The organism is Pseudoalteromonas sp. NZS71 (genome assembly GCF_015864715.1).
In the GTDB taxonomy this organism is placed as follows: domain Bacteria; phylum Pseudomonadota; class Gammaproteobacteria; order Enterobacterales; family Alteromonadaceae; genus Pseudoalteromonas; species Pseudoalteromonas arctica.
This window is the reverse complement of the sequence record NZ_JADYWS010000004.1, coordinates 162,588-176,251: the sequence shown is the minus strand read 5'-3', so window position 1 is coordinate 176,251 and position 13,664 is coordinate 162,588. Positions and strand designations below refer to the sequence as shown.

Annotated in this window: 14 protein-coding genes; 4 read left to right on the top strand and 10 right to left on the bottom strand. The window is 39.3% G+C overall.

The features are described 5' to 3' along the window. Positions 1 to 25 precede the first annotated feature (25 nt). Entirely contained in the window at positions 26 to 1,129 is a 1,104-nt protein-coding gene (locus tag I6E85_RS04140) for a GGDEF domain-containing protein (protein WP_024590642.1), read from the top strand. A gap of 2 nt (positions 1,130 to 1,131) precedes the next feature. On the opposite strand, the gene I6E85_RS04135 is transcribed toward I6E85_RS04140, so the two are convergent. Continuing rightward, the gene (locus I6E85_RS04135; RefSeq protein WP_024590641.1) at positions 1,132 to 2,316 is read right to left on the bottom strand and encodes an NAD(P)/FAD-dependent oxidoreductase; all 1,185 of its coding nucleotides are present in this window, start codon (positions 2,314 to 2,316) and stop codon (positions 1,132 to 1,134) included. A 328-nt stretch (positions 2,317 to 2,644) separates the two neighbouring features. On the opposite strand from I6E85_RS04135, the gene I6E85_RS04130 reads away from it, so the two are divergent. Next, positions 2,645 to 4,771: a S8 family peptidase gene (locus I6E85_RS04130; RefSeq protein ID WP_197236626.1), complete on the top strand. Its 2,127-nt coding sequence runs from the start codon at positions 2,645 to 2,647 to the stop codon at positions 4,769 to 4,771. A gap of 104 nt (positions 4,772 to 4,875) precedes the next feature. On the opposite strand, the gene I6E85_RS04125 is transcribed toward I6E85_RS04130, so the two are convergent. The 7 genes from I6E85_RS04125 to rplU form a co-directional block, all read right to left on the bottom strand. After that, complete coding sequence (locus I6E85_RS04125; protein ID WP_007586078.1) at positions 4,876 to 5,349, bottom strand: peroxiredoxin; 474 nt, start codon at positions 5,347 to 5,349, stop codon at positions 4,876 to 4,878. Between the two features lie 188 nt (positions 5,350 to 5,537). Then, positions 5,538 to 6,422 carry a UTP--glucose-1-phosphate uridylyltransferase GalU gene (gene galU / locus I6E85_RS04120; protein ID WP_007586080.1) on the bottom strand — a complete coding sequence of 295 codons (885 nt, stop codon included), beginning with the start codon at positions 6,420 to 6,422 and terminating at the stop codon, positions 5,538 to 5,540. A 292-nt stretch (positions 6,423 to 6,714) separates the two neighbouring features. Continuing rightward, positions 6,715 to 7,092 carry a DUF3718 domain-containing protein gene (locus I6E85_RS04115; RefSeq protein WP_197236625.1) on the bottom strand — a complete coding sequence of 126 codons (378 nt, stop codon included), beginning with the start codon at positions 7,090 to 7,092 and terminating at the stop codon, positions 6,715 to 6,717. A gap of 78 nt (positions 7,093 to 7,170) precedes the next feature. Then, a complete protein-coding gene (gene folA, locus I6E85_RS04110) occupies positions 7,171 to 7,662 on the bottom strand; it encodes a type 3 dihydrofolate reductase (protein ID WP_024590638.1) in 492 nt (163 codons plus the stop codon). Between the two features lie 73 nt (positions 7,663 to 7,735). Continuing rightward, on the bottom strand, positions 7,736 to 8,893 hold the full coding sequence (gene cgtA, locus I6E85_RS04105; RefSeq protein WP_010553337.1) for an Obg family GTPase CgtA: 1,158 nt from the start codon (positions 8,891 to 8,893) through the stop codon (positions 7,736 to 7,738). Positions 8,894 to 9,033: 140 nt separating this feature from the next. Next, complete coding sequence (gene rpmA / locus I6E85_RS04100) at positions 9,034 to 9,291, bottom strand: 50S ribosomal protein L27 (RefSeq protein ID WP_002957747.1); 258 nt, start codon at positions 9,289 to 9,291, stop codon at positions 9,034 to 9,036. 16 nt (positions 9,292 to 9,307) lie between these two features. Then, complete coding sequence (rplU, locus tag I6E85_RS04095) at positions 9,308 to 9,619, bottom strand: 50S ribosomal protein L21 (protein ID WP_002957748.1); 312 nt, start codon at positions 9,617 to 9,619, stop codon at positions 9,308 to 9,310. Between the two features lie 422 nt (positions 9,620 to 10,041). Here rplU and ispB point away from each other — a divergent pair, with 422 nt between their 5' ends. Next, on the top strand, positions 10,042 to 11,013 hold the full coding sequence (ispB, locus tag I6E85_RS04090; protein ID WP_024590637.1) for an octaprenyl diphosphate synthase: 972 nt from the start codon (positions 10,042 to 10,044) through the stop codon (positions 11,011 to 11,013). 86 nt (positions 11,014 to 11,099) lie between these two features. Here the strand turns inward: ispB and mdh are convergent, their stop codons facing one another. Continuing rightward, entirely contained in the window at positions 11,100 to 12,032 is a 933-nt protein-coding gene (gene mdh / locus I6E85_RS04085) for a malate dehydrogenase (protein ID WP_024590636.1), read from the bottom strand. Positions 12,033 to 12,257: 225 nt separating this feature from the next. Between mdh and argR the strand changes: the two genes are divergently transcribed. Next, positions 12,258 to 12,725: a transcriptional regulator ArgR gene (argR, locus tag I6E85_RS04080; protein WP_002957753.1), complete on the top strand. Its 468-nt coding sequence runs from the start codon at positions 12,258 to 12,260 to the stop codon at positions 12,723 to 12,725. Positions 12,726 to 12,732: 7 nt separating this feature from the next. Here argR and I6E85_RS04075 read toward each other — a convergent pair whose 3' ends face one another. Beyond that, positions 12,733 to 13,632 carry a Dyp-type peroxidase gene (locus tag I6E85_RS04075; RefSeq protein ID WP_024590635.1) on the bottom strand — a complete coding sequence of 300 codons (900 nt, stop codon included), beginning with the start codon at positions 13,630 to 13,632 and terminating at the stop codon, positions 12,733 to 12,735. Positions 13,633 to 13,664 lie beyond the last annotated feature (32 nt).

Sequence of the window (13,664 nt, the reverse complement as noted above, 5' to 3'; positions counted from 1 at the left end):
TTCAGAGGTTAAAGAGTCGTTCATTATGCTAGGTTTTTGGTACAAAGAGTTTCCACAATACCCAAAAGACCATAAGGATTTTTGGCGTACTCGCTTAATAGCTCACTCTTTACTAATAACTACATGTTACTTTTTAGCTTTAACACTCCTCAATCTTTTTTATTTTGAAAGCTATGACATTGCTTTAATTGATGCCTTAGGACTTACGATATCGTTAGGTATTTATACTTGGTTTAATAAAACAGCCAATGTAAATGCAGCAGCGTGGGCTGTCACCCTTATGGTCGTTAGCTTAATAATGATGTTTGTGGTTTCTGTAGGTGGGCATGCGCATTCTTTATTTTGGGCGACGTTAATCCCGCCTTTTAGCTTTTTTTTAGTTGGAAGAAACTGGGGAAGCCTATTTAGTGCAGTCGCCTTTACTATTTGTGCGTATCTTGTGTATTTACAACAACAGCAAACTGTAACAATTGGCTTAGGCTCTTTATTTAATCTCATAGAGGTAAGTCTTGCTCATATTTTAATTTTTAGATTTTACGAAAAAACACGGTTTTCGGCATACACTCGATTATCTATCCGTAACTTAGAAATTCAACACTTAGCAGAAACCGATAAGTTAACGGGGCTTTATAACAGGCAAAAATTTGATTTTGAATTATCACAGTTAATTGCTAAAAATGACGTTTTTAAAACCCCGCATTGCTTACTTATTTGCGATATAGACCACTTCAAAAATATAAATGATACCTACGGGCATTTAGTTGGCGATAACGTACTCACTGAATTTTCTAAAATATTAAAAATGCGTATGGGAAATGATGCACTTATTGCGCGATGGGGTGGAGAAGAATTCACTATTATTTTATCCAACACCTCTTTAAATGATAGCGCTAAAAAAGCCGATGACCTGAGAAAGTATATTGCCGAAAACACAATTACAAATGTAGCATTTACTATAAGTATTGGGTTAGCAACGATACAAAAAGACGATACAGTGCTAAAACTATTGGAACGGGCTGATACTGCGCTATATAAGGCTAAAAATAATGGACGCAATAAAGTATGTGTTAGCGATAACGATTCAACCGTTATCGCTCAATCAACCTACTTAAATGGGTTTATAGCCTAAACTTAAGCGTACTGCCCACAAGCAAATCCACAGCTCCAAGCATACTGGAAATTGTAGCCCCCTAACCAACCCGTTACGTCAGTTACTTCGCCTATAAAGTATAGGCCTTTAGCTTTTTTAGCTTCAAAGGTTTTTGAGCTCAACTCGTCGGTATCTACACCGCCCAATGTTACTTCTGCTGTTCTATAACCTTCTGTGCCATTGGGTTTAATTTGCCAAGCATGAATATAATTTACCAGCTCATCTATTTGGGCATGTGTAAGCTGATTAATATTACAATCTGGTATCGCTTTGCTTTCGTGCAGTATTTCTATAAAGCGTTTAGGTAAAATAGTCGAAAGGCTGTTTTTTAACGACTTTTGGGCTTGTGTTTCACGCCAATCAGCAAGTTGCTGCCTTAAATCAATTTCAGGTAATAGGTTTATAGTTACAGCCTGCCCTGCTCGCCAAAATGAGCTTATTTGCAATATTGCAGGGCCCGATAACCCTCGGTGAGTAAAGAGGATATTTTCTTTAAATACGGTGCCGTCTTCGCTTGAAACTTCACATGGAATACTAATTCCCGAAAGCCCTTCAAAACGCTCTTTATCATGCTGATGCAAAGTAAACGGCACAAGTGCAGCCATAGTTGGTAACACGCTTAAGCCAAACTGCCCTGCAATTTTATAACCTATTGGTGTAGCCCCTAGTTTTGGCATGGTTAAGCCACCCGATGCAATAACTAACGACTCACAGCTTAAGGTTTCTTGCTCTGTGGTAACGCTATAGCCGGTTTCGGTTTTTGATACGCTGATCACTTCACTGCGTAGCTTTATATTTACTCCGGCCCACTCACATTCGGTTAGTAAAATATCAACAATGTCTTGTGCATTGTTATCGCAAAAAAGCTGGCCTAGTGTTTTATGGTGATACGCCAAGCCATGTCTGTCCACCAGCTCAATAAAGTCATGCTGTGTATAACGACTTAAGCATGATTTAACAAAATGAGAGTTTGTGCATAAGTAGTTATCCGGGGTTGCATTTTCATTTGTAAAATTGCAACGCCCACCACCACTTATTAAAATTTTACGACCTGGTTTTTTTCCCATATCAAGTACTGTAACGCTTCGGCCACGGTATCCAGCTTGCGCTGCACACATTAATCCTGCAGCTCCCGCACCTATTACAATTACATCTACTTGGGTCATTTATTTATCTCATTAAAAAATTTGCTCGATTATAGCAAAGTTTAATAGCTAACAACGCAGCATTTGAATTATTAGTAATAACACAACAAAAACACATCAGTAATAAGTGGAGAATAATTACTCGCACAATAAAACAACCCTTTATGCTTATTTTTAATTTATATGACAAATACTAAACAACGAGTAAACCGCTAAAAACCTGGGTTATAACTAAATGAAAGAGGTACATAATAAATTGATATTTTAACCTAGTTAACAGATCGTTTACTTTTGTTCCCGCATCGTGATCTTATATCACGAAATAATAAATAAAAATCTAGGGATAATTATGACAACTAGTAAAACTTTTAAAAGATGCGCAATTGCAATTACAGTTAGTACGCTTTTTGCAGCAACATCTGGCATGGCTCAATCAGTTTCAAGTTCAATGGCTGAAACATCGGCTAAACTACAAAGCCAAGGCAGTTTCGAAACTCAGTTCATTATTAAATATAAAAATAATAACGAAATGGCGAGCTTTTCAACTGCTGACGCAAACCCGTCTAGCATGAAAAAGCGCGCACAGAGCTTTGTTAAAAACTTCACTTCTAAAAAAGGCAAAGTAAAAGCAAAATATATTCGTGCAATGGCACTTAATAACCACCACGTAATGCGTGCTGATAAAAAATTAAGTACAGCAGAAGCGCAAGAATTTATGCAAGAAATGGTTGATTCAGGCAATGTGGAATACATTGAAGTGGATCAAATGTTAAAGCCGTTTTCAACTCCTAACGACCCTCGCTTTGATGACCAATGGCACTACTACGAGCAAGCCGGTGGTTTAAACTTACCTACTGCATGGGATACAGCAACGGGTAGCGGTGTAGTTGTAGCTGTACTAGATACAGGTTACCGCCCACATGCCGATTTAAATGCTAACATTTTACCGGGTTACGATATGATCTCTAACCTATCGGTAGCTAACGATGGCGGTGGTCGCGATAGCGATGCACGTGATCCTGGTGATGCAGTTGCTGCGAATGAATGTGGCACTAACGGTGCACAAAACTCTAGCTGGCACGGCACGCACGTAGCCGGCACAGTTGCTGCGGTAACCAATAACGGTGAAGGTGTTGCAGGCGTAGCTTATAACGCAAAAGTAGTGCCTGTTCGTGTACTTGGTAAGTGTGGTGGTTTAACCTCTGATATTGCAGATGGTATTATTTGGGCATCTGGCGGAAGTGTTTCAGGTATTCCTGCCAACTCAAACCCTGCAGATGTAATAAACATGAGTTTAGGCGGCAGCGGTTCATGTAGCTCGACAACTCAAAATGCAATTAACACCGCGCGTAGTAACGGCACTGTGGTAGTTATTGCTGCAGGTAACGATAACGATAACTCAGCAAACTACAACCCAGGTAACTGTAATGGTGTAGTAAACGTAGCATCAGTAGGTCGTAATGGCGGTCGAGCTTATTACTCAAACTACGGTAGCAATATTGATGTTGCAGCACCGGGTGGCGCGCAAAGTTTTGCAAACGACTCTGAAGGTGTTCTATCAACTTACAATTCAGGTTCGTCTACACCTTCAAGCGACAGCTACGGTTATTCGCAAGGTACATCAATGGCTGCGCCTCACGTAGCAGGTGTTGCTGCACTTATTAAGCAAGCAAAACCAGATGCAACGCCTGACGAAATAGAAAGTATTTTAAAATCAACAACCCGTTCGTTCCCTGCTACATGTACTAGCTGTGGTACGGGTATTGTTGATGCAGCCGCAGCTGTTGCAGCAGCAAGTGGCGGCACCACTCCGCCTACAGGCGGTGATAGCGAGCTTATTAATGGTGAAGCTAAAACAGGTTTAAGTGGGGCTGCAAATGCACAAGCATTTTACACGATGACCGTACCAAGCGGTGCAACTAACGTAACATTCACTATGAGTGGTGGTACTGGTGATGCTGATTTATACGTACGTGCGGGCAGTAAACCTACAACTACTACCTATGACTGTCGCCCTTATAAAGGCGGTAATAGCGAAGAGTGCTCTATTGATAACCCTACAGCAGGCACTTACCACGTAATGCTTAACGGCTACTCTGCGTATTCAGCTGTGAGCTTGGTAGGTAATATTACTGGTGGTTCATCGTCTGGTGGCAGTACAGGCACTCCACAAGCTGGCGGCGGTACTATAAGCGATGTGACAGCCAATACTGGTCAGTGGAAACATTACACGTTAGATGTACCTGCAGGAATGAGTACGTTTGCAGTAACAACGTCGGGTGGAAGTGGCGATGCAGACTTATTTGTAAAATATGGCAGCCAACCAACAACCACTACGTACGATTGTCGCCCTTATAAAAATGGCAACGCAGAAACATGTACATTTACCAATCCACAAGCAGGTACTTGGCACTTGAGCGTTAACGCTTATAGCACTTTCTCTGGTTTAACACTTAGCGGACAATACCAACCGTAATTTAAAGTTTGAGCCGTAAATAAAAAACCGATGTTGTTTCCAACATCGGTTTTTAAATAGTAAGTAGCTGATTAATTAAAGCTAAAACCTACACTTTATTACTGTTATAGCTTCTCTAGTACTGATTCTGCGCGGCTTACAACAAACTCTTTGTCTTGCTCTACAAATAAACCAGTTACTACTGCATTTTCAACAATCATAGCGTAACGCGTTGAACGTAAACCACCAAAACTAGCGGTATCTTTATCAAGCCCTAACGATTTAGTGAAACTTCCATCGCCATCAGCAAGCATTGTAATTTCTTGCGCGTTTTGCGAGTCGCCCCATGCTTTCATAACAAATGCGTCATTAACAGATACACAGTAAATAGCATCAACACCTTTTGCTTTAATTTTATCAGCAAGAGTAATAAATTCAGGTAAATGTGCATTTGAACACGTTGGTGTAAATGCACCTGGCACTGCAAATAACACGACTTTTTTACCTTCAAACAACTCTTTATTTGTAAGAGATTGCATACCGTCGTCAGTTAATTGCGTTAACGTAACCGATGGTAATTCTTGGCCTTGCTCAATCATGGTGGTTCCTTTAAAAGATCAATACAGAATAAGTAACAATCATACTACGTAACCTATTACAGTGTAGGTAAAGTGTAACTAACTTAGTAACTCAGAGTAGTCTAGCAAAGGTTTGTAGACCGAGTTCACTACATTTTATGAAAACTATTTTAGCTTCTATAGTTTTCATAAAATTTATTGCTCTGTAGTTAAGGTAAATTCAAATCATTTATAAAGCGAGAAAAGTCATTACCTAACTTTTTATCCCGCATGCTGTACTCTACAATTGCTTTTAAATAGCCTAACTTATCTCCGCAATCGTGAGAGCGACCACTCATATGGAATGCTTCAACGGTTTCTTGTGCCATTAATGCGTCAATAGAATCTGTAAGTTGTATTTCACCGCCAGCACCTACAGACGTTTTTGCGAGTAGAGGCCAAATATTCTTACTCAGTACATATCGCCCTACAACAGCAAGATTTGAAGGTGCTAAATCTGCATCAGGTTTTTCAACCATTGCTTTAATTGCAGCACTTTTACCTGGCATTAACTCAACACCGTTTATATCAGCAATACCATATTTACTAACGTCTTCTTTAGCTACTGGCTCAAGCATTATTTGACTTGCTTGAGTTTCTTTAAAGCGTTTAATCATGGCCGCTAAGTTTTCAGTTTTTTGGTCCGCTGTATAAGCATCAAGTATCACATCTGGCAGGAGCACTACAAAGTTATCGTCACCAACTATTGGCTTAGCACACAAAATAGCATGCCCTAGCCCTTTAGCTTCACCTTGGCGTACACTCATAATGGTGACATCAGGCGGACAAATAGAGCGAATCTCATCTAATAAAGCACGTTTAACACGTTTTTCAAGAGTAGCTTCTAGCTCGTAACTTGTATCAAAATGGTTTTCGATTGCATTTTTAGAGCTGTGTGTAACTAATACAATATCTTTAATACCGGCAGATACACATTCGCTGACAATATATTGAATTAGAGGTTTATCAACTATAGGGAGCATTTCTTTTGGAATAGCTTTTGTCATAGGGAGCATTCTCGTCCCTAAGCCTGCTACTGGAATTACAGCTTTCATATCTATCCTTAGTGATTAAGTTTGTAAATAAACTAGCAGATACAAAATAGATACCAGCTGAATAAAGTTACCTCTTTTGAAGAAGTAAATTTGAAGCTGCTTTTAAAATGAAGACTCTACACTTTGGGAATATAAAATAGATAGGTAAATAGTGAACTTATTAATGATTTTGTTAGGGGTGAGATTACATTAGCTAAATAAAAAAGTCTGAAGTTGTTATTAATAACAACTTCAGACTAATTAATATTTAACAATACCTTACTGAAGGTAGAGTTATAAAACCTTTTTATAATTAAAGACCAGCGCGATCTTTAATTACTGCAATAAGTGGTGAGCTAGCAAAGTTGCCTTCAGCCCAAGCAATATCAGCACCATCTGCTAGAGCACTTTTTGATAAGTTTTTAACTATATACTCACCAGTATCCACTGCATTACTAGCAACAGCATGGCGTAATAAGTTATTACCATTACATTGTACTGCATCATAAATATTACGAATTTTTACACGAGAGCTTTTAAGCTTGCTGCGTAATCGGTTTTTATCGTCTGCCGCAATATATTCACAAATAGATACTGCTAATTGATCTTCAGCATTTGCAGGTGCTGTATACGAAAAAGAACTTACAGCGACAACAGCAGTAAGTGCAACTAGCTTTGGTAATTTAAACATGACAAACCCTTTATAATACTTTGTTCTTATATAGACTATCAAATATTATATCAATCTATCAAAAATTACGCAATAATGTTAATGTTCTTTATACAAAGTTACGAATTTATAACTAGATTTGTTTTTTTCATCAGGAAGGTTTTCTTGCTCTTCTTTCACGTCCCAATTAGCAACTTTATTGTAATCAGGAAACTGTGTATCGCCTTTAATATCTAAATCAATAAAGGTTAAATACAAGCGTTCTGCTTTTGGTAAAAATTGCTCATAAATATTACCGCCACCAATAATCATTACTTCTTCAACAGCACAAACTAGTTCTAGTGCGGCCTCTGGTGTAGTTACCACTTCAATACCCTGTGCAGTATATTCGCTGTTTCGAGTAATAATAATATTACGACGCCCAGGTAAAGGACGGCCTATTGACTCAAAAGTTTTACGACCCATGATCACAGGTTTACCCGTAGTTATTTTTTTAAAATGCTGAAGATCCGCAGGTAAATGCCATGGCATTTTATTATCTAGGCCAATTACACGGTTATTTGCCATTGCTGCAATCATTGAAATTATCATAATAAACACCTAGTACTTTATTCTTAAACAAAGAAAAAGGAGCATAAGCTCCTTTTTAATAAATTTTATTTAATTAACGCTCGTAGACAACTTCTACGTCGTAATCATCTTCATCCCAGTCGTCCCAATCATCATCATTGCCTTTACCTTTAGTGGCTTTTTCATGATAGGTATCCCACTTGAATTCAACTTCTTCATCTTCAACTTGTACAAACTTCTCTTTAGGCATGCTATCAAGTAGTGTCATTATGTTGTGGATTAAAGGTTGAGTATTAAGTTTATTAATTGCTGAAATGTGATAAATATTTTCAGTTTCGCCCAGCTCTTCTGCAATCGCTTCGCATAGCGCTTTTGCTTCATCTGCTGGTAATAAATCTATTTTATTAAACACTAACCAGCGTGGTTTTTCAGCTAATTTAGGACTGTATTGGTGTAGCTCGTTAATAATCGAGAATGCATTATCAACAGGGTTTGAACCATCTACCGGCATTACATCAATAATGTGCAATAACACACGACAACGCTCTAAATGCTTCAAGAAGCGAATACCTAGGCCTGCACCATCAGATGCACCTTCAATTAGACCCGGAATATCGGCTATAACAAATGATTTATTTGCTTCTGGACGTACCACACCTAAATTAGGAATAAGCGTCGTGAATGGGTAATCAGCTACTTTTGGTCTTGCTGCAGATACACTGCGGATAAACGTAGATTTACCTGCATTTGGTAATCCTAGTAAGCCTACATCAGCTAATAATAGTAACTCTAACTTTAAGTTACGTACTTCACCGGGTGTGCCCAATGTTTTTTGACGAGGTGCTCGGTTAGTACTTGATTTAAAACGTGCATTCCCCAAGCCGTGGAAACCACCTTTTGCAACCAAAATTCGTTGACCATCTTGAGTTAAGTCGCCAAGTCCCTCTTGGGTATCAACATCCATGATGCGCGTGCCTACAGGCACCATAACAAATAAATCATCGGCTTTTCGGCCTGTACAGTTACGGCTACGACCATTAGTACCACGTTCAGCTCTATGAAAGCGCTCAAACTGATAATCAATTAGGGTATTTAAGTTTTCATCAGCTTGTAGATAAACACTACCACCGTCTCCACCGTCACCGCCGTCTGGTCCACCATCTGGAACATATTTTTCACGACGGAAAGACACGATGCCGCTGCCACCGTCTCCAGCTTCTGCGCGAATTTCTACTTCATCTACAAACTTCATGATTACTCACTTTAGGGATTGGCTTGTTTAATAACTCTATTATATACCCAAGCCAACACAAATGCAGGCTTGGGTATATATTTTGACTGACTACAAAACAAAAAACCCCGCAAAGGCGGGGTTTTTAACTACCTTACTGATTACTCAGTTACGATAGTTACGTATTTACGGTTTAAAGGACCTTTTTGTTCAAACTGAACTTTACCATCTGCTTTTGCGAAGATAGTGTGGTCTTTACCGATACCTACGTTAGTACCAGGGTGGAAACGAGTTCCACGCTGACGAACAATGATGCTACCCGCTAGAACTGATTCGCCACCAAAACGCTTAACACCTAGGCGTTTGCTTTCTGAATCGCGACCGTTACGAGTACTACCAGCTGCTTTTTTATGTGCCATTTCTAAGTACCTCTAATTAAGCGCTAATGCTAGTGATTTTAACTTCAGTGAACCATTGACGATGGCCCATTTGCTTACGAGAATGCTTACGGCGTCTAAATTTAACAACCTTAATCTTCTCACCGCGACCATGTGAAACAACCTCAGCTGTTATCTTGCCACCGTTTACGAACGGTACACCGATCTCGATTTTCTCACCATCAGCAACTAAAAGTACTGAATCAAATTCTACTGCCGCACCAGTTTCAACGTCTAATTTTTCAAGACGAATCGTTTGACCTTCAGTCACACGATGCTGTTTACCACCACTTTGGAAAACCGCGTACATAATTAACTCCGTCTGTGCACCCTCAAATCGGCGCAACTAAAATATTCTTCGATAGGGCGCGAAGTTTACGCTAACGCGAAATAACTAGCAAGCCTATTTTGTAATTAAAATGAATAAAAAGTAGCTGCTTTGAGAGCAATTCAATATTTACCCCATTTTATATTAATTAGCCCTTTTGCCAAGCGCTTTTTAACTCTTAGTCGAAATAAATTAATGTACTCAAATATGACCCTCACAGCTTAATATCTAAGCACACCATAAACTGTATATTGATTATCAATTAATCAGTTATCTTGGCTAATTCAGTCTAAATTAAGTACTTTAATAGTGTTTTTTCAATCAATCGTCACAAAATATCGAGCTAGTGCATTTTTTGTTGTACAATCTGCGCCGTTCACACATAAAAATTGGCTCGGAGATCAATGGATATAAAAGCTATCCAGGCGTTAATCGAAAGCGATATGAATGACGTCAATCAACTTATACATGCGCAAATGCGCTCAGATGTGGCGTTAGTTAATCAGCTTGGTTTATATATAGTTAGCAGTGGCGGCAAACGCGTTCGTCCAATGCTGGCAATTTTAGCAGCCAAAGCGCTCGGTTATCAGGGTAAAGATCACATAACACTTGCAACAATTGTTGAGTTTATTCATACAGCAACGCTATTGCATGATGATGTTGTAGATGAATCAAACTTACGACGTGGCACGCCTACAGCAAATGCTGAATTTGGTAATGCTGCTAGCGTATTGGTTGGTGACTTTATTTACACTCGTTCATTTCAGCTTATGGTTGGTCTTGGAAAAATGCAGATTATGCAAATACTTGCCGATGCAACAAACATTATTGCTGAAGGTGAAGTATTGCAGTTAATGAACTGCAACGACCCAGATACGACCGAAGCCAGTTATATGCAGGTTATTTACTCTAAAACAGCTAAGTTGTTTGAAGCAGCGACAGGCCTTGCTGCCATTATTACTGAGCAAGACCAAACTACTCTCGATGCACTAAACCTATATGGTATGCATTTAGGTACTGCGTTTCAGCTAGTAGACGATGTACTCGATTACAATGCAGATGCTGAGCAGTTGGGTAAAAACATTGGTGATGATTTAGCTGAAGGCAAACCAACGCTTCCACTTATTTATGCTATGCAACATGGTAGCAAGCAGCAAACGCAGCTTATTCGTGATGCAATAGAGCACAGTAATGGTATGGAGCATTTAGAAGAAATTCTATCGGCACTAAAGCAAACTAATGCGCTTGAATTTACAATGCAAAAAGCAGAGCTTGAAGCTGACAAAGCTATTGCGTGTTTAGACTTTTTAGCTGAGTCTGACTATAAGCAAGCACTCATAAGCCTTGCTCGTATTGCGGTTGACCGCGACCACTAGTTTTAACTAGTTACACAGTGTGAAATTAATTCTGAGCAATAAAAAAGCCTGCAAATGCAGGCTTTTTTGTTATTCTACTTTGGCTATTACGCCATGAAATCAACACCTTCTTTGATGTCTTTTTTCAGTGTTTCAAGCATGTCATTTTTTGCTTTTGTTTCAAATGCGCTTAGTTCGCCGTAAGAAAGAATTTCTTCTACGCCGTTTTTACCTAAACGTACTGGATGTGCAAAGTACTCTGCATCGCCACTTTCAACAGCAACGTAAGCGTAATCTACAACTTCTTCACCCTGTAGGCCTTTAACTAAAGACATACAAAAACGAGCTGCAGCAGCACCCATAGATAGCGTAGCTGAACCACCGCCTGCTTTAGCATTTACAACTTCAGTACCCGCATTTTGGATACGTGGAGTAAGTGCAGCAACTTCTTCATCAGTGAAAGAAACACCTTCAACTTGAGAAAGTAGAGGAAGAATAGTTGTGCCTGAGTGACCACCAATTACTGGTACTTTCACAGTTGCTACGTCTACGCCTTTAAGTTCAGCAACAAATGCTTCTGAACGAATAACGTCAAGCGTAGTAATACCGAATACGCGTTTAGCGTCGTAAGTACCTGCTTTTTTGAATACTTCAGCAACGATTGGAACTGTGCCATTTACTGGGTTAGTAATAATACCTACTAACGCTTTAGGACAGCTAGCAACAATGCCTTCTGCTAAAGTTTTGATGATACCAGCATTTACATTAAATAAATCAGCACGATCCATACCTGGTTTACGTGGCATACCCGCTGGGATAAGAACGATGTCAGAGCCTTCAAGCGCTTTGTTTAATTCGTCTGCGCCAAAGCCTGCTACTTTAACATCTGTTGGGATGTGAGAAAGGTCAACCGCAACACCTGGTACTACTGGTGCAACATCATAAAGTGATAATTCAGAGCCAGCTGGTAAGCCTGTTTTTAATAATAAAGACAACGCTTGGCCGATACCGCCTGCAGCACCTAATACAGCAACTTTCATTGGAATTCTCCGTAATTTGAGGTAGGAAACATTTGTGGCTCTTAAGATAATGAAATTAGCGACTAAAAACAAATTTATCCTGTCTATTTCAAGTATATTTTCGACCATAGTCGTAAACTTTTGTGATTTAACGCATCAAACTGACAAGTTAACTAAACAACTGCTGCATAATTATTCATTTTTGTGTAGAATTTGCGGCATAAATAACAAAAACGAATAAAGACTATGCAACCACAAGATAAACAAGAAGCACTGGTAAAAGCATTTAAATCACTATTAAAAGAAGAAAATTTTGGCTCTCAAGGCGAAATAGTTGATGCATTAAAAGATCAAGGCTTTGACAATATAAGCCAAAGTAAAGTATCGCGCATGTTAAGTAAATTTGGTGCTGTACGCACACGTAACGCCAAACAAGAAATGGTTTACTGCTTACCTGCTGAAATGGGTGTACCTACGGCTAAAAGCCCATTACGCCAATTAGTAATCGACATTATGCACAACGAAATGATGATCATTATTCGTACCAGTCCAGGCGCCGCTCAGCTTATCGCTCGTTTATTAGATTCATTAGGTAAAGCAGATGGCGTACTAGGAACAATTGCAGGCGACGATACTATTTTTATCGCTCCTGCTAAAATATCTGAAATAGATGTAACACTTGAACGTGTTCGCATTTTATTTGATACGGTTTAATAGCAAACTAAATTTGTTTTAAAAACCCGACTGAAGGCGCAAAGAAAGCAGAACCCATATCGGCTTGAGTAAAATCAAGCCAGTGGTCGTAACAATCCCCTTCCCCTAAACGACTATTAAGTACTTTTTCAAATGCGGTGCCCGTACAAGAGCATGTAATTGATAACATTCCCTGCTCATACACATCGCCATAAGGCATGCTCTGATTTAATAATAGCGGTTGTCCGTCTTCGTCTTTTAGCTCACTTCGCGAAGCATGGCTGGTTTCGATCGCGGGGGTAATTAGCGTGTTATCAAGGCGCGTACGCCCCATTATTTGTTCTTGCTCGCTCAATGATAAGTGCTGCCACATAGTTAAATCATGCTTATAGCGCTGTACATGAATATAACTCCCCTGATCTTCAAAATTGCCAGGGTTACTAATTAAAGCCGTAGCGCGCTTTTTTCTTCCATGTGCGGTGTCGCCACCATAAATAAAACCATTAAAATCACGACCATCTAAAAAGCGAAAATTACGAATTTGCTCCACCAGCTCAACATCGGGAGCAAATAGTTTTAAAATTTGCAGCGCAAATAAATGGTTAACGTCTTCACGGTCAGAGCGAATTTGCACAAATAAATCGCACGGTTGTACGCTCATTTGATGATCGCTATGGTTTATATTAGGAAAGCTCTGTAATTCGCTTGGGATGTATTCAGGGAGGATATGCGGCCAATATTGCGCACCAATAGCAACCATACAAGAGAGCATTGATTCTGAAAATTGATCGCTAAATTCTTCTTCAATAGCGCTTACTTGTTTTAACTTTGCGCGAAGTGATTCATCTTGACCATCAAACACATTAAAAAATAAGTGCAAACCGTGTAAGTTTGCTTCAGCACAAATCCCTGATTGCGCTTGCGCCATTGTTATTCCTTAGTTTTACAGATAAAAACACA

Excerpts from the sequence above, each read along its gene's own strand:
- rpmA (WP_002957747.1), bottom strand. The coding sequence starts at position 9,291 with ATGGCACATAAAAAAGCAGCTGGTAGTACTCGTAACGGTCGCGATTCA.
- I6E85_RS04125 (WP_007586078.1), bottom strand. The coding sequence starts at position 5,349 with ATGATTGAGCAAGGCCAAGAATTACCATCGGTTACGTTAACGCAATTA.
- folA (WP_024590638.1), bottom strand. The coding sequence starts at position 7,662 with ATGATAATTTCAATGATTGCAGCAATGGCAAATAACCGTGTAATTGGC.
- mdh (WP_024590636.1), bottom strand. The coding sequence starts at position 12,032 with ATGAAAGTTGCTGTATTAGGTGCTGCAGGCGGTATCGGCCAAGCGTTG.
- cgtA (WP_010553337.1), bottom strand. The coding sequence starts at position 8,893 with ATGAAGTTTGTAGATGAAGTAGAAATTCGCGCAGAAGCTGGAGACGGT.
- I6E85_RS04075 (WP_024590635.1), bottom strand. The coding sequence starts at position 13,632 with ATGGCGCAAGCGCAATCAGGGATTTGTGCTGAAGCAAACTTACACGGT.
- I6E85_RS04115 (WP_197236625.1), bottom strand. The coding sequence starts at position 7,092 with ATGTTTAAATTACCAAAGCTAGTTGCACTTACTGCTGTTGTCGCTGTA.
- I6E85_RS04140 (WP_024590642.1), top strand. The coding sequence starts at position 26 with ATGCTAGGTTTTTGGTACAAAGAGTTTCCACAATACCCAAAAGACCAT.
- rplU (WP_002957748.1), bottom strand. The coding sequence starts at position 9,619 with ATGTACGCGGTTTTCCAAAGTGGTGGTAAACAGCATCGTGTGACTGAA.
- I6E85_RS04130 (WP_197236626.1), top strand. The coding sequence starts at position 2,645 with ATGACAACTAGTAAAACTTTTAAAAGATGCGCAATTGCAATTACAGTT.
- I6E85_RS04135 (WP_024590641.1), bottom strand. The coding sequence starts at position 2,316 with ATGACCCAAGTAGATGTAATTGTAATAGGTGCGGGAGCTGCAGGATTA.
- ispB (WP_024590637.1), top strand. The coding sequence starts at position 10,042 with ATGGATATAAAAGCTATCCAGGCGTTAATCGAAAGCGATATGAATGAC.
- galU (WP_007586080.1), bottom strand. The coding sequence starts at position 6,422 with ATGAAAGCTGTAATTCCAGTAGCAGGCTTAGGGACGAGAATGCTCCCT.
- argR (WP_002957753.1), top strand. The coding sequence starts at position 12,258 with ATGCAACCACAAGATAAACAAGAAGCACTGGTAAAAGCATTTAAATCA.